Source organism: Nostoc sp. 'Peltigera membranacea cyanobiont' 210A (genome assembly GCF_002246015.1).
Taxonomy (GTDB): domain Bacteria; phylum Cyanobacteriota; class Cyanobacteriia; order Cyanobacteriales; family Nostocaceae; genus Nostoc.
In genome coordinates this window covers 222,543-240,126 of sequence record NZ_NOLJ01000002.1, presented here as the reverse complement: position 1 = coordinate 240,126, position 17,584 = coordinate 222,543, and the positions used below count along the sequence as shown (strand labels likewise).

Annotated in this window: 14 protein-coding genes; 5 read left to right on the top strand and 9 right to left on the bottom strand. The window is 41.3% G+C overall.

The window, feature by feature from the left end:
- Nucleotides 1–2 precede the first annotated feature (2 nt).
- Together CDG76_RS05975 and CDG76_RS05970 are read left to right on the top strand one after the other, a co-directional pair.
- Nucleotides 3–1,463 carry an ATP-binding protein gene (locus CDG76_RS05975; RefSeq protein WP_094348159.1) on the top strand — a complete coding sequence of 487 codons (1,461 nt, stop codon included), beginning with the start codon at nucleotides 3–5 and terminating at the stop codon, nucleotides 1,461–1,463.
- A gap of 263 nt (nucleotides 1,464–1,726) precedes the next feature.
- Nucleotides 1,727–2,902, top strand: coding sequence for a low temperature requirement protein A (locus CDG76_RS05970; protein ID WP_094348158.1), 1,176 nt, complete (start codon nucleotides 1,727–1,729; stop codon nucleotides 2,900–2,902).
- 101 nt (nucleotides 2,903–3,003) lie between these two features.
- On the opposite strand, the gene CDG76_RS05965 is transcribed toward CDG76_RS05970, so the two are convergent.
- From CDG76_RS05965 to CDG76_RS37095, 5 genes are all read right to left on the bottom strand, one after another.
- Nucleotides 3,004–4,599 carry a DHA2 family efflux MFS transporter permease subunit gene (locus CDG76_RS05965; RefSeq protein WP_094348157.1) on the bottom strand — a complete coding sequence of 532 codons (1,596 nt, stop codon included), beginning with the start codon at nucleotides 4,597–4,599 and terminating at the stop codon, nucleotides 3,004–3,006.
- Between the two features lie 170 nt (nucleotides 4,600–4,769).
- Nucleotides 4,770–6,029, bottom strand: coding sequence for an MFS transporter (locus tag CDG76_RS05960; protein WP_094348156.1), 1,260 nt, complete (start codon nucleotides 6,027–6,029; stop codon nucleotides 4,770–4,772).
- Between the two features lie 268 nt (nucleotides 6,030–6,297).
- The gene (locus CDG76_RS05955; RefSeq protein ID WP_094348155.1) at nucleotides 6,298–7,752 is read right to left on the bottom strand and encodes an HlyD family secretion protein; all 1,455 of its coding nucleotides are present in this window, start codon (nucleotides 7,750–7,752) and stop codon (nucleotides 6,298–6,300) included.
- 162 nt (nucleotides 7,753–7,914) lie between these two features.
- Nucleotides 7,915–8,382 carry a MarR family winged helix-turn-helix transcriptional regulator gene (locus tag CDG76_RS05950; protein ID WP_094348154.1) on the bottom strand — a complete coding sequence of 156 codons (468 nt, stop codon included), beginning with the start codon at nucleotides 8,380–8,382 and terminating at the stop codon, nucleotides 7,915–7,917.
- Between the two features lie 74 nt (nucleotides 8,383–8,456).
- Nucleotides 8,457–8,621, bottom strand: a complete 165-nt coding sequence (locus tag CDG76_RS37095; protein ID WP_190240774.1) for a hypothetical protein — start codon at nucleotides 8,619–8,621, stop codon at nucleotides 8,457–8,459.
- Between the two features lie 152 nt (nucleotides 8,622–8,773).
- Between CDG76_RS37095 and CDG76_RS05945 the strand changes: the two genes are divergently transcribed.
- Nucleotides 8,774–10,504 carry a hypothetical protein gene (locus tag CDG76_RS05945; protein ID WP_094348153.1) on the top strand — a complete coding sequence of 577 codons (1,731 nt, stop codon included), beginning with the start codon at nucleotides 8,774–8,776 and terminating at the stop codon, nucleotides 10,502–10,504.
- Between the two features lie 10 nt (nucleotides 10,505–10,514).
- On the opposite strand, the gene CDG76_RS05940 is transcribed toward CDG76_RS05945, so the two are convergent.
- On the bottom strand, nucleotides 10,515–12,173 hold the full coding sequence (locus tag CDG76_RS05940; protein WP_094348152.1) for an ArnT family glycosyltransferase: 1,659 nt from the start codon (nucleotides 12,171–12,173) through the stop codon (nucleotides 10,515–10,517).
- Between the two features lie 128 nt (nucleotides 12,174–12,301).
- Here CDG76_RS05940 and CDG76_RS05935 point away from each other — a divergent pair, with 128 nt between their 5' ends.
- Both CDG76_RS05935 and CDG76_RS05930 read left to right on the top strand, forming a co-directional pair.
- Nucleotides 12,302–12,946 (top strand): class I SAM-dependent methyltransferase, encoded by a 645-nt coding sequence (locus CDG76_RS05935; RefSeq protein ID WP_094348741.1) that lies wholly within the window; start codon nucleotides 12,302–12,304, stop codon nucleotides 12,944–12,946.
- A gap of 134 nt (nucleotides 12,947–13,080) precedes the next feature.
- Nucleotides 13,081–13,536: an EVE domain-containing protein gene (locus CDG76_RS05930; protein WP_094348151.1), complete on the top strand. Its 456-nt coding sequence runs from the start codon at nucleotides 13,081–13,083 to the stop codon at nucleotides 13,534–13,536.
- A gap of 164 nt (nucleotides 13,537–13,700) precedes the next feature.
- Here CDG76_RS05930 and CDG76_RS05925 read toward each other — a convergent pair whose 3' ends face one another.
- The 3 genes from CDG76_RS05925 to CDG76_RS05915 all read right to left on the bottom strand — a co-directional run bounded on the left by CDG76_RS05925 (nucleotide 13,701) and on the right by CDG76_RS05915 (nucleotide 17,447).
- On the bottom strand, nucleotides 13,701–14,525 hold the full coding sequence (locus tag CDG76_RS05925; RefSeq protein WP_094348150.1) for a zinc-dependent peptidase: 825 nt from the start codon (nucleotides 14,523–14,525) through the stop codon (nucleotides 13,701–13,703).
- Between the two features lie 85 nt (nucleotides 14,526–14,610).
- Nucleotides 14,611–16,533, bottom strand: coding sequence for an Hsp70 family protein (locus CDG76_RS05920; protein WP_094348149.1), 1,923 nt, complete (start codon nucleotides 16,531–16,533; stop codon nucleotides 14,611–14,613).
- 14 nt (nucleotides 16,534–16,547) lie between these two features.
- Nucleotides 16,548–17,447: a hypothetical protein gene (locus tag CDG76_RS05915; RefSeq protein WP_094348740.1), complete on the bottom strand. Its 900-nt coding sequence runs from the start codon at nucleotides 17,445–17,447 to the stop codon at nucleotides 16,548–16,550.
- Nucleotides 17,448–17,584 lie beyond the last annotated feature (137 nt).

Genomic DNA, 17,584 nt, shown 5'->3' with positions numbered 1-17,584 from the left:
TTATGTTAGATGCTTTGCGTCAAGTGTCACTTTTTGCACAATTGACAAATGAGCAATTCCAATGGTTATCTGAACACGGCTGCGAACTATGTCTGGTTTCGGGAGAATACATAGCCATTGAGGGAGAACCACTAGACTATTTCTATGTGCTGATAGAAGGCGAAATTGAGTTTACCAAAAAGGTCGGCAATGCAGAAAAACACGTAATGAGTTTTGGTGCTGGAACATATACAGGTCATGAGTTGATTCTATTAGATGCTCCTCACCATCTCGTCAACGTGCGTGCCGTGAAACCGAGCTATATGTTGAAATGGGACACAGATACTTTCTGGGAAATGCTGACAACCTGTCCGTCGATTACGCGTGACCTTTTAATCATCACGGCGCAACGGGTGCAAATGTTGGAATCTATGTCACAACACCACCAAAAGCTAATTGCACTCGGCACTTTAGCAGCTGGTCTAGCCCACGAGTTGAACAACCCAGCAACAGCCGTCGTCCGAGGTGGGAAGCACTTGCACAAAATCTTTCAACAATTGCCATACCTTGGACTCAAACTCAATCACCAGCAAATGACAAAAGAACAACTGTTGTTTCTTGACAACTTGCTGCACTCAGTAATTGTACATGCCGAAACCCCCTGTGACTTAGAAGATTTACTAGCGCAGAGCGATCGCGAGCAAGAGGTGACAGCCTGGCTGGATTTACACAACGTACCTGATGGCTGGAAAATTGTTTCTTCCTTAGTCCGAGGAGGACTGGATACTCAATGCCTGGATACCATTGTGGAGCATTTACCCCCAGAATCACTCACTGAAGTTCTAGCTTGGCTCGACGCCACACTCACAGGAATTGAGCTGTTGGACGAAATTGACCAAAGTTCGGGGCGCATTTCCGAACTGGTTAAAGCTATTAAAGAGTACTCCTATATGGATCAGGCTCCGATGCAGGAGGTGGATATACACCAGGGAGTTGAAAGTACGCTGACTATTCTCGGTCATAAGCTCAAGGGCGGCATTAGTTTAACACGCGATTATGACCAAAGCCTACCGTTAATCTCGGTGTATGGTAGCGAACTCAACCAGGTATGGACGAACCTGATTGACAATGCGATCGATGCAATGAGTGGACAAGGACAAATCAGGATTCGCACAGCACAAGAAAATAAGTGTGTGCTAGTAGAAATTGCCAACAACGGTCCAGCCATTCCGCCAGAGATCCAAGAGCGGATATTCGAGCCGTTCTTTACCACTAAGGGGGTGGGTCAGGGAACAGGTTTAGGTCTAGTCATTAGTTACCGAATTGTTGAAAAGCATAAAGGCGAGATCCGCTTGTTCTCCGAACCAGGAAACACGCGTTTTCAGGTTATTCTGCCCATATCTTTGGCCGAAACAATATCTGAATGCCATCAATGCCAATTTATACCATCTGATAATACAACGATGCAATTTATACACAGTTGATTAAGGAGTGTGTGGCAATACTAGTCTGCCAACCCAAAAATGCTGGGTGAGGATTGGGTAAAGGTTAAAGGGGAAAGGATAAAACACCTTTACCCATTTCCCTTTCCCCTTTCCCCCGCCAAGTTTCCTTAGCGAACTAATACTTGTCGGGTTTTGGGGAAAAGGGCAAGGGTAAAGGAGGAAAGAAAAACCTTTAACCTTTACCCCGAACCCAATTCCTATACTTGAAAATACACAAAGCGAGCAGTATTGGAGTGTGTGGGATGAATAAATGGTTGAAATCTCCTGAATTACGTATTAGTGAAGGTAAAGAAGAAGAACGGCACGCGACGTGGTTGGAACTCTTTTTTGATCTATTTTTCGTGGTTGCGATTTCGGAGCTTGCTCACAATCTCAATCGGGATGTCTCACTATCGGGCTTCCTTGGCTTTTTGCTGCTCTTTGTGCCGATTTGGTGGTCTTGGATTGGCGCTACGTTCTACGCCAATCTATTTGATACTGATGATTTGGGACACCGACTCCTGACCGCCTTACAAATGCTTGCAGTGGCGGCACTAGCAGTGAACGTACACGATGGGTTGGGTAAAAGTTCAGTTGGTTTCGCCCTTTCCTACGCTGTTGTTCGGGTGTTGCTCGTCCTCGAGTTCTTACGTGCTGGAAAGCATATAGTTACAGCACGACCACTAACGACCCGAATCGCGAGCGGTTCTGGACTAGGGGCATTGGTTTGGCTGGCGTCGGCATTTGTACCGATGCCACTGCGATTTGGGTTTTGGATCTTAGCGCTGACAGTAGAATTTGGAATAGTATTGACAGCAGGAAAGCCTGTGCATGTGGAACTGGCTCCCCACGCTTCACACTTGCCTGAGCGTTTTGGCTTATTTACCTTAATTGTGTTAGGCGAGACAGTCTTAGCAGTAGTTAATGGTGTCGCACAGCAGCAGTGGAATTTCTCATCAGCATATACTGCCATGTTTGGCTTGAGTATCGCTTTTAGTTTGTGGTGGCTGTATTTTGACAACCTTGGTGGTTCAGCAATCCAGGCTGCTCGTGCCTGCCAACACATAAGAGCTTATCAGACTTGGGTCTATATGCACTTACCCTTGGTGATTGGTATTGCCGCTACCGGAGTTGGGGTGGAGCACGCCCTGGCAAGTGATACAGGCCTGGTGCTGGCGTCTGCTGATCGCTGGCTTATTTGCGTTAGCTTGGCGCTGTGCTTTTTTACCCTTGGAATCATTTATCTTACTGGTGTGAGCACTGACACCAGACTACGTTGCAAAGTCCGGGCGGGGTATCGCTTTGTGGCAGCAACTGTTATTCTGATTCTCGCTGTAGCTGGCGCGGGTTTGTCAGCTATGCAGTTGATTGGGCTTATAGCTGTGGTTGGTGCTGTTCAAATTATCCTCGAGCTGCGTCAGGTTACTAGTTTTTTATAAATCAATACGGTTCAGTTAAGGCTCAAATAGTACTCACTTTGGCTAACGACCATTTTAGTACCTTAGTAGTTTTATCAAACATTTTAACCCATACGACAAATCTAATGAGCAACAGCGCCACCAATTGGCTTCACCTTTTTGAGGAATAAAATAGCAATCCCACTGAGTAATAATGCAATGCCAATAAAGTAGAAACAATCGTTAAAAGCCATTACAAATGCTTCTCTGCGAACTATATTGGATATAGATGCGATCGCTTGATTTTGTGCTGTACTTAAATCTGCTCCTTTACTAACAAAATACTGTGTCATTTGGTCAATTCGCTGCTGAGTTTCTGGATTATATAAAGATACTCCATCACCCAATCTATTCGAGTGAAATTGCTCTCTATTAGCTAATAAAGTCGCTAAAGAAGCAATTCCGATAGAGCCGCCCAGATTCCGCATCATATTAAATAAACCACTTGCTGAACCAGCTTCTTTCGGACTCAAACCAGCAGTAGCAATAGAACTAAGCGGCACCATAATTAGGGGTTGTCCCATTGCACGCACAAATTGCGACCAGCGTAATTGATCTAACCCTGTTTCATTAGTCATTCCAGAGTTCATAAATGCACTAATGGAAAACAAAGTCACACCAAAAGCTACCATGAAACGCACGTCAATGCGTTGCATCAATTTCGGGATGAGGGGAATAATAAACAGTTGCGGAATACCAGCCCAAATCAATACTTCACCAATTTGTAGGGCATTGTATTTTTGAATTTGGGCAAGATACAACGGTAAAATGTAAATTGAACCATACAATCCTACTCCCAACGACACATTGACAATACTGGCTAAACCAAAGTTTCGCCTAGACAAAAGCCGTAAATTAATAAATGGTTGCTTACGAGTTAATTCTATATAGAAAAATATTGCCAAGAAAATTCCCGCTATTACACTTAAGCGCACAATCAACGCTGAACCAAACCAATCTTTACGGCTACCTTCTTCTAAAACAACTTGTAGCGAACCTAAGCCAATAGCCATTGCAATAATTCCCCACCAGTCACCTTGTTTGAGTAAACTGATTTGGGGTTTTTCTTGCTTAATTCCGTACCAAACACCAGCCAGCATTAATGCCCCTGGAATTACATTTATATAAAAGTTGTATTCCCAACCAAAATTTTCTGTTAACCAACCTCCTAATGTCGGGCCAATTGAAGGTGCAAAAACTGCACTAAAACCAAATGCAGCCAGTCCGACTGATTGTTTTGATTGGGGTAAAGTTGTTAAGACAACTGTCATAGCAGTGGGAATTAATACTCCTCCGCTAAAACCTTGTAAGGCGCGAAAGAAAATCATGGAATTAAGATCCCATGCCCAACCACAGCAAATAGAAAAGAAGATAAATAGTGCAGTATTGACTAATAAATAACGTTGTAGAGAAAATACTCGTGACAACCATCCTGTTAGAGGAATTACCACAATTTCTGCTACAAGATATGCGGTAGAAATCCAAGAACCTTCTTCGAGAGTTGCTCCTAAACTTGCTTGAATATCTTGCAGTGAAGCATTAGTTATTTGAATATCCAATACCGCCATAAATGCACCAAGCATACTGGCTAATACACCAATCCAGGTTTTTAGCGGTACATACTCTGGTGGTAAAGCAGGATTTTGCCCTTGCTGACGAATTACACCTGTATTAGCCATAACTTTGTTCCAGTTTCAAGGTTAAGTAACAAAAAACTTGATTATTAAATCTTATACCAATATGTTCTCTGCCTCTGCGTGAGCTTGAATCAGCAATGCTAAAAATTAAAAAATAATTGCTATAAAAAGCCTCGTTAACATAAATCTAAATTTAAATGCGGTTATTTATCTTAAACTTCTTGAGTCGTAATAATCCCCTTTTGCTCATAAATTGGACGCATTATTTTCCTTAAAGCAGGCAACTGTCTGCTAAAAATGATTGACCCTAAAATACAAGCTATTCCATCAATAATCAAAGTATTGGGAGCGCCAATACGACTTGCTAATAAACCTCCTAATAAATTACCCACGGGAATCATGCCCAAAAATGACATTGTGTATAAGCTCATCAATCGCCCGCGTTTATCGTCTTCAACAATGGTTTGTAAAAATGTGTTGCTAGCCGCAATCTGGAGAATTGTTCCTAAGCCAACAAATAACATTGTAAATAAAGAGAGTGGTAAAAATCTAGATAAAGAAAAGGCAATTAAACCAGTTCCTAAAATTGCTGGAGCTAAGGCAATCAATTTCCCAATTCCTAAGATTGTTTGGCGGGTAGCTAGATAAATACCACCAGTTAAGGCTCCAACTCCAGATGCCGCCATCAAAAAACCCAAACTTTCTGCACCACCTTTGAGAACTTCTTCAGCAATAACGGGGACGAGAATAGTATTTTGCAGTCCCATCAGGCTGACTAAAGCTGATAGCAATAAGACGGATCGAATCGGTGAGAAACTAAAGGCATATACAAATCCCTCTTTGACTTTTTGCAAGGGATTACCGTCAGTTAGCGAATTTTTCCAAGGTTTAACTTTCATTGCCAATAAAGCGGCGATTACAGCAATGTAGCTCAAACCATCAATTAAAAAACAATAGCCAGTTCCAACGCCAGCAATTAATAAACCGCCGATCGCAGGGCCAATTAATCTAGCACCGTTAACCATCGTGGAGTTGATGGCGATCGCATTGGCTAAATCTTCTCTATGTTCAACCAATTCTGGCACAAAAGCTTGACGGGCTGGCGCATCTAAGGCATTAATAAATCCTTGCAACAAACTCAAGGCGATGATGTGCCATACCTCAATCACTCCAGTTAACGCCAGCGCTGCTAATGTTAACGATTGAATCATCGCCAAGATTTGCGTACCAATTAAAGTACGATACCGAGAAAAGCGATCTACAAATACTCCGCCAAAGGGAGCTAAAAAAAAGTTAGGAATTTGACTAGAAAATCCCACAACTCCTAGCATTAATGGGGATTTTGTCAAGTCATAAACTAGCCAAATTGTGGCAAGTTGCGTCATCCACGTCCCAATTAGGGAAATACCTTGCCCGGCAAAAAACAGCTGGTAGTTTCTTGACCTTAAAGCAGGTAGTAGCGGTTTTTTCATGTCAAGTTTCTTTTATACCAATCTGCTTTCATAAATATCATCTCACCTCATCTTTATATGCCTCTCTGTAGATGTAGAAACATATCACAGTTAGAAAGAGGTTTTTCATCTGTTTTGCAGGCAATTTGGTATTAATGATGTCCGAGCAATTAACCATAAAACCTGCAACCCCACCCCGCCAAAGCTGTGCTTTTAGCTCCCCTCCCCGCAGGCGGGGAGGGGCTGGGGGTGGGGTTCTTTGATTATGGGTAATTTGGGGGACATGATATTACTTGACTTCCACCGCAACTTCCGCAGACATCCCAGGAGTAATCCGCGATTCGTATCCTTGAATGCTCTTTTGATCGAAAACTACTTTTACTGGAATGCGTTGGACAACTTTAGTAAAGTTACCTGTAGCATTATCCGGTGGCAATAAGGCAAACTGAGCGCCGGAAGCTGGCGAAATACTGTCAACACGACCGATAAAGGTGTGATGAGGGAAACTATCCAACTTGATCTCTACAGGCTCTCCTGGCCGCATCTTTTCTAATTGAGTTTCTTTGAAGTTCGCAACTACCCAATAGCTGTTATCCACGATCGCCATTAATGGTGTTCCTACTGCGACTCGGTTGCCAACTTCCACGTTTTTTCTACCAACCCGTCCGGCACTGGGGGCGGTAACATTGGCATAAGATAGTTGCAATTGCGCGTCTTTCAGCGATGCTTCTGATTGCGCGATCGCCGCTTTTGCCGCTTCGTATTGACTACGCTTAACTGTGGTATCTTGTCCACCAGCAGTAGCTTGTTGCAATCCTCCCTTAGATGCTGCCAATTTAGCTTGGGCGTTGGTGACATTTTCTTGCGCTTGTGCTAATTGAGACTGGGCTTGGGCGACACCAACTTTGGCGGAGGCGAACTTGGCTTTAGCTTGTTCTACTCCCTGAATCGCGGCGTTTTTCTGTGCCGTAGCCACATCATAAGCAGCTTTGGCTGTATCTAATTGCTGGCGAGGAATCGCACCTGTTTTATACAATTCGTTGTAACGATTGTAATCTGCTTGAGCTTTTGACAAATTGGCGTTTGTTTGCGCTACCTGCGCTTGAGCCGCAGGAATCCCAGCTTGAGCTTCTTGGACTGCTGCTTGGGCCGCAGGAATCCCAGCTTGGGCTTCTTGGACTGCTGCTTGGGCTGTAGAAATTGCTGCTACTGCACCACTGACATCTCCTTGCGCTTGAGTTGTCTTACCAGTGGTGGTTTGTGAAGTTAAAGCAATATTTGCTTGAGCCGCTTGCGCTTGACCACGAGCATTTTCGAGGGCGGCTTGTGCTTGTTGTACTTTACTTTGATAGTCTCGTGGATCTAATTTCACCAACAATTGTCCCGGTTGCACCAGTTGGTTGTCATTCACCAGCACTTCACTTATTGTTCCGGGAATGCGGCTACTAACTTGGTGAATATTTCCCGCAACGGTGGCGTTGTCTGTTTCCTGGTGGGTGGAGGCATATTGCCAGTAGTGATAACCAAAAGTACCTGCGGCGATCGCACCCACGCCTAATCCTGCCAAAATTAAACCAGTCGGTCTTTTCCGTTTCGGTGGAACTTCTTTCTCGATCTCAGGCGCTTCTGCTGTTGCGGATGTCTCTGCGGTAACAGTTTCTAATGTCTCTAAATCGGGAACCACTTCTTTTTCTAAAATTGGGGTTTTGTGTCCGTTGCGTCCGTTAAATGTGTTGACACCCATGATTGCTACCTCGCTTGCTCGTTCAATAATTTGATTAATAGTCGTTTATTTAGAATGCGTAATATTCCCGGAAAAAAATCCTTATTTCCTTAGTATGCGTAATATTATCTCAAAACATATCTTTACACGACCTCCCCCGGTCGGGTGATTGTGGGATCATCTTTAAGACAGGTTAGCGATCGCTCTATTCAAGATTTGGGAAAACAGTTCTCGATCGGCAAAGGAAATACCATCCATTGCTTCATCACGCACGGCTGCGGCGATTGGCGGTAAAACAGCTTCTAATTCCTTTCCTGCATCCGTGAGCCAGATTCGCCAGATGCGGCGATCTTGAGTGTCGCGTTCTCGACGCACCAAACCGCGTTCTTCCATCCGATCTAGTACGCCTGTTAAAGTCCCTCCCACTTGTTTGAGTTTGTCCCCAATACTAGAAGTAGGTAAACCATCTTCTTGCCAAAGACAGCACAACACCAACCAGTGAAATGGTGTCAATCCAAAGGGTTCTAGCCTCTCAGTAAACTTGCGACTCAGCAGTTGTGAGACTAATTTGATTCTGTAGCCCAAATTGTATGGTGCCAGATTTTGCTGCCACGACTCTAAGGTTGGGGAGTGATTAGATGTAGAAACCATTTAGCAAAATACTTAGTGTACGTAATATTATAACTAAATTAATATTTTTTAGCAATAGTTACTTTACATCTATCTTAGGGAAGAACTTGAATCAACTGGTACTCTTTTACTGTACCAAGAATAGGGTAAGACCAAGGTAATTTCGGGGACTGGTCAGCATAGATCCAAGCATAGCTCAAAACTGGTATTTGCGAAATAGAGGCTACTTGTTCTTTTAATCCAGACAGTTCGGCTTTCATGACCTTTCGTTTTGGGTAAAAAACAGAGCGTTGCGAGAATGATTGGCTTTATAAATGACCGATCAGTACTTGAAGATTGTACAATCATAAAAATTGAAAAAAGCTTTTGATTTTCCTAATTAACATAATTTATTCAGACATAGACGCGCCTAATGCTAATTTCACAATTACAAAAAGTTTTAACAGCACCTATTACTCAAAAAAGTAGACAAAATCAATCTAGATTGACTGTTATTTTTTGGTACAGTCTCAGTCTAACTTTTGCTGTTGGTTATATTTTTATGGGGCTGCGACAAGCTTTAACCAGCAAATATATAGTGAGCGACGATGCACGGGAATATATTTCTTGGATCTATCGTTACTTTAACCCAGATTTATTTCCTGGGGATTTAATTGCTGATTATTTTCAATCGGTGACACCAATTGGGTATGGTATTGTTTATAAAATAATTGCAGCTTTAAATATAGATCCAATTTTATTTAGCAAACTTTTTCCATTAGTACTGGGACTAATTACAACTAGCTATTGCTTTGTAGTTTGTATGGAGATATTACCAGTACCAATGGCAGGGTTTATCGCCTCTTTACTTTTAAATCAAAGCCTTTGCATTCATGATGACCTATTTTCTGCTACTCCTAGAGATTTTATTTATCCCCTGGTTTTAGCTTTTATATATTATTTAATACGGTCTTCTGGATTTGGTATGTTAATTGTATTTGCGCTTCAATGTTTAATATACCCTATCATAGGTTTTATCAATTTATTAATTTTACTTTTGAGATTATTTCGCTGGCAGAATGGGCAGATAACTATTTCTCATAACCGTAAAGATTTTATTTTATTTGTAGCAGCCACTATAACTGCTGGCATCCTAATTTTACCTTATACTATTCAATCATCACAATTTGGCCCGACAATTACTGCTGCTGTTGCGAGAACTATGCCAGAGTACTGGGATAGAGGAAGATTCAGGTATTTTACTCATAATATTATTAGTTATTGGTTTGATGGTAGAGATAGCGGTTTTTTTGCTTTAATTGCACCTCCTCAACTATTATTGGGTTTATTATTACCAGTTATCCTGAAATTCCAGTCTCACTTTCCCCTAACCAAACAACTAAAGGATGAAGTCAAACTATTACTACAGGTAGTAATAGCTAGTTTAATCATGTTTTTTACTGCCCATGCCTTAGCTTTTAAACTGCACTGGCCTAGCCGCTACACCCATCATACTTTTAAGATAGTACTTGCTCTTGCAGCAGCAATTTCTATTACCTTAATTTTAGATGCTACATTTCGATGGTCGAGACAAAATGGCAGACAAATTTTAATCTTAGGGACTATTACGATCCTTGGTGCAGGACTCGTTTTGTACCCTAGTAGCTTAAAAGTTTTTCCCAAAACCCCTTATTTAGAAGGTCAAGCCCCAACATTATATAATTTTTTGCAAAAGCAACCGCAAAATATTGTCATAGCCTCTACTTCCCAAGAAGCAGATAACATACCCATCTTTGCTCAAAGAACAATTTTGGTGGGTAAAGAATATGCATTACCGATCCATACAAAATATTACGCTCAATTTCGCCAGCGGATGATTGACCTTATTAATGCCCAATATACTGATGATATTAATCAGATTAAAGACTTTATTCAAAAATACCACGTAACTTTTTGGTTATTAGAACGTTCTGCATTCCTTCCAGAATATATAACTAAAAACACTTGGCTACAACAATATCAGCCAGCGGCACAACAAGCGAACGCAAATTTACAGAAGGCTCTACCTGTTTTAGCAACATTAATTAACTCTTGTGCAGTTATTGAGACTGATAATTTAGTCCTTCTCAAAACAGAATGTATCAAAGCAGTAGCGAAGACTTAAAAACAATGTCTTAGGGAAGAACTTGAATCAACTGGTACTCATTGACAGCGCCGATAATGCGGTGAGGTCGAGATAATTCAGAGGACTGGTTAGCATAGATCCAAGCATAGCTCAAAGCTGGTACTTGGGAAATAGAGATTACTGGTTGAGGGCGAGTAGGAAGATAGAAATTAAGCAGTACTTTTGTTTTAGCGTCCATCTCCACATAGTACGTAGGATGAGATTGGAGAATTGAAGCGATCGCACTTTGTTGTAAAAAAGTTTTTAACCCAGAGTTATAGTCACTTAACAGACCGATGCTACCTATCGCCGCCAAAGCCAGCCAACAGGGAATTAACCAACCTGCAATCCAATAACGCGCTGTGAGAAACTTTTTGTCAAAGTGGTAACGAGCAATCCACACCACAGGTAAAATTAACCAACCCAAGCCCATAGCCAAGCCAATACTTGCATACTTGCGGATATCAGAACTACCCCAACTAAAAATGCCAATACTCGCTACAACAAGTAAAACACCTAATCCACCCAAGCCATAACTGAGGTTTCGGGGGAGATTATTTCTTGCAAAAAGGTTCAATATCTTTTTTTTACTTTTTTGAAGAGGGAATTGTGGGGGAATTTCTGTCTGGTAAATATTACCTAGCCAGTTTAAACCCACAGATGCAAACAAAGCGATGAACGGATAAAGGCAAAGACTATAGTGAGATAAACGAGTGCTAAAAATACTAATTTCTACAAATAAAACAAGTGGAAAGCCAACTAATATTAACTGGTAACGAGGAATGGGACGACGGAGAGTTAAAAATAAACCTAAAAGTCCGAGAAAAGCCCAAGGAAATGCTTTTAAAGGAATATTCCAGACATAGAATAGCGGCCCATTAGACTCCCGCTCTTCAGAACCTAGTTGTACAACAAACTTGAGTAACTCCTCAAAACTATTATTTCCGTAGTGCAGCCAGCTTAACCAGAGCCAAACACAGGTAGGTATTAAACCTACGAAAAAACCTAAATATAAAATTGGGTTAGTAAGATGACGATGACGGCGATGTTCCCAAATTAAATAAGGTAATAAAGCTATAATTGGCAAAAAAATCATAAAGCTTCTAACTAAGAAGCCTAAACCTAAACTTAAACCAGCTAGAAAACTCCACCAGTAGCGATATTTGGGATGCAATTCCGTTTTGATTAAAGACAAAATAGCTAAAAGCACCAAGAGAACCATCGGTACATCAGGTGTACTTAAGCGAGAGTATTGCAGCCAGAGAAATTCTACACTTAAAATTGCAGCAGCTAGCCAACCTAATTTTTTGCCTAGTATAATTTTGCCAATTTCATACACAAGCCACAAGCTAAAAATGCCAGCAATCATACTAGGAAGACGCGCACTAGTATCACTGATACCAAACAGCTTGTAGAAACTGGCAATTAACCAATAAGATCCAGGAGTTTTATGATGTGCTGTTTTCCAAGGAGCTATCCAATTACCAGAATCAAACATCAGACGGGCACGTGATGCGTAAAGCCCTTCATCATGTGCCATCAGGCTATTATGTCTAGAAGTAAATAGTAATAAGGGCAGTATCCAAACTAACAAACTAAAATAGGGTAATGATACGACTAGGCGGATTTGTCGCCAAATATGCTGCAAGAAGTGTAGTTTATATAACATTGAATTGAGAAAAATTGAATACTGCTATTTAGGTATCCTGCTGTTATTAAAATATGTTACATAGTGTTTGTGAAAAAATATCTGAAATTGCCACAAATTTCGGAAACAGTACTCCAAAACAGAGATTTATGCAGTTAAGACCGAATCAGCGCCTGAAATTAGATGACACAGACGATAAACTGTTCTACGCCTATCCTCGCTTCGTCACCCATGTCGATGAAGGATTTATTCAACAGCTAACGGATTTATACCGCGATCGCCTGAAACCCAACACCCGCATTTTTGATATGATGAGCAGTTGGGTGTCGCATCTACCAGAAGAAATGCAGTTTGACCATGTAGAGGGACACGGACTCAATGGTGAGGAATTAGCACGTAATGCCCGCTTAAATCATTACTTTGTCCAAAATCTTAACGAAAATCCGCAGCTCCCTTTACCAGATGAAGATTTTGATGCAGTTCTCAATTGCGTATCTGTGCAATATATGCAATATCCCGAAGCAGTATTTTCCGAAATTTATCGCATTCTGAAACCCGGTGGTGTGGCAATCATCAGCTTTTCTAACCGGATGTTTTTTGAAAAAGCGATTCAAGCTTGGCGGGAGGCTTCAGAAGCACAGCGAGTCGAATTAGTCAAAGCTTACTTCGCATCAGTTCCAGGATTTACAACCGCGGAAGTTATAGCTCATAAATCAACATTACCGAATTTATTACAGTGGTTGGGTGCAGCTGGAGGAGATCCGTTTTATGCTGTCATAGCTTACCGCAGTTAAGTCAAATATTCACTAGTACAAGAGGGTTTGTAGTAAGCACTTTAGTGCTTAGAAAATAATGACTAAAGTCCTTACTACGAACTTACTTACCTGCTCAAAATTAAAATGCTTTTGTATATACATAATTTGTGTAGATGAATTATTGGTTAATGAAATCAGAACCAGAAGCCTATAGCATTGCTGACCTTCAACAGGAGAACGAGACTATCTGGGATGGCGTTCGCAATTATCAAGCTCGCAACTTTTTACGCCTGATGGATGAAGGAGACTTAGCTTTTTTCTATCACTCCGGCACTAATCCTCCCGGTATTGCTGGGTTAATGCGTGTAGTGAAAAAAGATATTGCTGACCCGACCCAGTTTGAGCCAGAAAGTAAATACTATGATCCGAAATCAAGTTCTGAATCACCTCGCTGGCAAACAGTTGTAGTGGAATTTGTTGAGACTTTTTCTAACCCCATCTTGTTATCAATACTCAAAGAGAAGTTTAGCGCCGAAGAGTTAATGTTGGTGAGACAAGGAAATCGATTATCAGTGATGCCTGTCCCTGAAGCAGTAGCTTTGAAGATTCTGGCGATGAAAAACTCCTAGTTGAAATAATTCGTAATTCGTAATACTTCTCTACGATAAGCTGCGCCAACGACTACGCGGTAGTTGAGCGCAGTCGAAACTCAGTACAAGTTCGGAATTCGTAAAACATTTTGAAGCAAGGTTGATTAACTGAACATAATGTGATTTATTTTTGACCACTTACTTCACACCCATTGCACAGGATCTAATTGATAGTAACGTTGCAGTTGCTCATAAAGTGCCGGATACTTAGACAGCAATTGGTGCGGTTTTTCAAAGAATGTCTCAGTTGCTACGGCGAAAAATTCTGCGGGATTTGTTGCACCATAGCTATCCATTACCGTCTTTGCACCTTGTAGAACATCATTACAAAGTTGCTGATATGCTTCTGTCATTACCTTCGCCCAAATAGCATAGTCTGAGTTGTTTTGCAGTATTGGAACTCCTTCAGCTTTACCATCTTCTTGATCTAACTGATGGGCAAATTCATGAAGCACAACATTACGTCCATCCTTCCAGTTATTAATGTCTTGTTTCACCTGTTCCCAAGACACTACTACTTGGTCATTTGTCCACGATTCACCTAGTCTTGCTACACGCCTTTCCTCAACAACATATTTTCCGACGGAATTTGTTTCTTGAACAAAATAAGCGTTGGGATACACCAGAATTGAACGAAGTCTGGGGAAGTACTGCCCACGTTCATTTAGTAGGAGTAAACAGGCAGCAGCAGCAAGAGTTAGTTTCATTTCCTCCGTCACCTGTAATCCTCTACAACCAATAAATTGCTTTTCTGCTAAGAATACTTGAATATGTCCCTGAAGTCGTCTGATTTCATCGGGAGAAAGACAAAGATAAATGGGAAGATTATTTTCAATAATGGCATTCCACAGAGGAGGAAAAGGACGATGTTTGAGACGGTTTCTTCGTCTTTTGACGAGAATCGGATTGAGTAAAATACCAGCGATAATCAGCCCAATGAAGGAAAAGAAAACTATGATTTTAATCATTGACTTTTGAGCAGCTTACATATTTAATTCACTGGTAAGCAGAAAGTTTAGAATAATTGTTATTGTTGTGGCTCACTAACTACCGCTATTGGATCAGAATTATGCAAGATTGAACCTTAGTGGAAAGGCTTGTTTGAAGCCCTTGCTCAACTTTGACAATCAGTTTATCAAAAGCCTCTTGATTTGCTGTCAGTTGTTCTTGAAGAACTTTCTCTAACTCCGGCTTTATTTGCTCACACATATCTTCAATTTTTTTGTCGCTCAAAAAATTAGAACGAATCCAACTAGGTACATCTACATTTGTCTTAATTACTTCTTGAACACTCTTACGATTTAGCTCCATTCCTGCTGCCATCAACGAAGCCCCATATACTAGTGCAATCGGCCAAGTTAAATGCCCAGTTAGGATGAGAGTGATGATGCTAGCCACTGCGCCTCCACCAATTACGACATTGACGATAAATGCTACTGTCTCAGCCAGAATAGCATCTCCAATTTGTAATTCTGGGTTAACAAAAGTTGGGTCAATACTATCCTCAAACCTTAAGCTGCTTCTAGGTATCTGAAATTTTCGACAGATTGGATCGGTTTGTGCGGCTAAATCGGGTTGGATTTTATTGCTAAACCAAAAAGCGCATTGATGATTAATTATCTGCACAGCGCGATCGCTTTTGAGCCACTGTTCTGCCCGACCGATCAAAGCTGTTTCCAAATCGGCTAAAGTCCGTATTTTGTTTTTTTGCCAATCTTTTAAACCTGGTTTAACTGCGTTGACAATCAAGCCATCCGCCAAAGGCTTAGTTAGTGATGCGATTAACTCTGGAATATGCCTTTCAATCAAACCTTTAAGCTGGTTCGAGGTAAATAGTTTATTCACTTCTTGCTTAAAAGCAGCAGCACGCAGATCCCATCTTCCTACTCTTGCTAATCCCAGTGCAATGCACCGTTCTGGTTCTGGATCGGGGCGAAGCAGCGTTTCTGGTTCGGGAAACATTTCTTGACAAAGAACGTGCGTGAACTTCATGCGAGATGCACCGCCAGTCATCAGCACAAGTTTCGGCACGATTTCAAGTTTTTCCAGCTTTTCTTTCGCCTCGCTTAAAGAGTTGCGAAATGATTTAATCCAACTATGATTTTCCAGTTCAGGTAAGGGTTGATTTAAAATTTCCTCCATCATCAATTTATTCACTTGGGGAATAAAATAAATCTGTTCGTTGATCGACTCGAAGCCACGCGCAAAGGATTCAGGATCGCTGTATAACTGTTCATTAGAAAAGTAATCTTCTTTAGCTTTGCGGCAAGCAAGTTCACAACGAGCTTGGTGATGCGGATATTCCTGAAATACTTTTTCGAGTAATGCTTTTTGTTCGTGGTTGGCGAGAGTCCGGGCAAAAATAGCTTTGTCAATTAGGGATGCACCTAAAGTATTACTCCCAAAATCTATCGGGATTTCTTCTAAGCTTTTAACCAGAGTAAAATCTGTGGTTGAAGAACCAATATCGACAATTAGCACCGATGCTAGAAGTTTGTCATACTCCAGTTTCCCAGCTTCTTTGGCTTGCATGAAAGCAGCCCGCGATTCGGGTACAACATTGAGTCGGGGAATGCCAGCTTCTTGAAGTAGCTTTTGGTATTCGGTGCGATCGCTAACTGACCATCCTGAAGGGCAACCTATGTAAAAATAGCTACCTTCACTACCTGCAAGTTGGTTGCTTTCTTTCAAAAGTCGGTAGTAGGTTGCTACAAAAGTGCTAATTGTTTCTCGATATTTGGGATCGTTGTTGGGTTTTTGCTTGAAAGAGATTGTCAGTTGGGTAACACCAGCTTGAATTAATGCCTGTTCGCCGACAAGATAACCGAGTTTGGGATGCCAACCAAGAGCTGTAATTTGGTTCTTCTTGTTATTAATCTCCAACATCTGGGGAGGTTCGATGCTTTCCACGATCGCTTTAGCTATAGCCGTTTCACCGTGTCCCAAATCAAAACCGATTGTTTCTAAAATTTCCATACCCTTATTGTCTATTATTCTCTAGCAGAGGAATATGCTGGTTCAATTACCCTACCGCGTCTAATCAAGCGATCGCCTTTCAACAAAGCCGGCGTTAGAGTCACGTGTTCTTTGGTATCGGGGTCGATACTTGGCTCAAAATCAAAATATTCGCGATCGCTATTCGATCGGTAAATTTGAGCGTTAATTCCCTGAGACATTAAAATCTGTGGCAGAAGTTTCGCCAGTTCATAAGCCATTTGGGGTTTATCAAGTTTGGATGCGCCCATCAGTCTTTGGAGAAAATTTAATAGCTCTGGCAGTTCTTCTATTGCTAAATCGCCTTCATGTTTATTCCCTTGTTCTACTCTAGCCACTGCTAGGTCGATAGTGTTGAGAGCATCGCCAAGGCAATCTAGAAATACTTTGCTATCAACCCGAAGAATCGGTTGAGGTAATTCCAATACTCCTTCAGATATAGAATTATTTTGCTGGTTGTTTGATTCGAGTTGAAGTACAATTTCTAGCCCGATAAGTAGAGAGGTTAATAAGATAGCCATCCACGCACCTGGGGTAGTTTTAGTTAAGGAAAACAACGAACCTAAGATGCCTATATAAATTAGTCCCTTTAGCAGTTTCAGGATGAATCTGCTGCTAAACAACTTTGTCCCTGTATTAGTAATTTGCCTTTGTTCGGTTGGAGCAACTTGAAGATAGTTAGCCGCAGCCAGAGTGGCGATAGACTGCCGCAGCGTATCCAGGAAAAAAGAAGCCAGACGAACTTGAGCCAAATTAAGCTTTTCAATGTAAATTCTTTCGAGATTATCGAGCCGGTTTTGAACCAGTTTAACTATTTGCTCAATGCCGATTGTATTATCAATATCTATCTGGAGTTGGTTGCGTTCTTCGCTAAAAAGTGAAGTGATTGTTTTCATTGCATTGACTAAGACTTTAACGTTATTAATTAGGAGTGAAATGAAAAAACGATTGTTCATTTCACCCGGTAATCACATAATGACGGAATAATTCATAATTTCTCATTATGAATTAGGTTGATTGCAAATTACTACCC

Coding starts and splice junctions, on each gene's coding strand:
- CDG76_RS05930 (WP_094348151.1), top strand. CDS start 13,081: ATGAATTATTGGTTAATGAAATCAGAACCAGAAGCCTATAGCATTGCT.
- CDG76_RS05950 (WP_094348154.1), bottom strand. CDS start 8,382: ATGGTTTCTACATCTAATCACTCCCCAACCTTAGAGTCGTGGCAGCAA.
- CDG76_RS05935 (WP_094348741.1), top strand. CDS start 12,302: ATGCAGTTAAGACCGAATCAGCGCCTGAAATTAGATGACACAGACGAT.
- CDG76_RS05920 (WP_094348149.1), bottom strand. CDS start 16,533: ATGGAAATTTTAGAAACAATCGGTTTTGATTTGGGACACGGTGAAACG.
- CDG76_RS05945 (WP_094348153.1), top strand. CDS start 8,774: ATGCTAATTTCACAATTACAAAAAGTTTTAACAGCACCTATTACTCAA.
- CDG76_RS05940 (WP_094348152.1), bottom strand. CDS start 12,173: ATGTTATATAAACTACACTTCTTGCAGCATATTTGGCGACAAATCCGC.
- CDG76_RS05975 (WP_094348159.1), top strand. CDS start 3: ATGTTAGATGCTTTGCGTCAAGTGTCACTTTTTGCACAATTGACAAAT.
- CDG76_RS37095 (WP_190240774.1), bottom strand. CDS start 8,621: ATGAAAGCCGAACTGTCTGGATTAAAAGAACAAGTAGCCTCTATTTCG.
- CDG76_RS05925 (WP_094348150.1), bottom strand. CDS start 14,525: ATGATTAAAATCATAGTTTTCTTTTCCTTCATTGGGCTGATTATCGCT.
- CDG76_RS05955 (WP_094348155.1), bottom strand. CDS start 7,752: ATGGGTGTCAACACATTTAACGGACGCAACGGACACAAAACCCCAATT.
- CDG76_RS05970 (WP_094348158.1), top strand. CDS start 1,727: ATGAATAAATGGTTGAAATCTCCTGAATTACGTATTAGTGAAGGTAAA.
- CDG76_RS05915 (WP_094348740.1), bottom strand. CDS start 17,447: ATGAAAACAATCACTTCACTTTTTAGCGAAGAACGCAACCAACTCCAG.
- CDG76_RS05960 (WP_094348156.1), bottom strand. CDS start 6,029: ATGAAAAAACCGCTACTACCTGCTTTAAGGTCAAGAAACTACCAGCTG.
- CDG76_RS05965 (WP_094348157.1), bottom strand. CDS start 4,599: ATGGCTAATACAGGTGTAATTCGTCAGCAAGGGCAAAATCCTGCTTTA.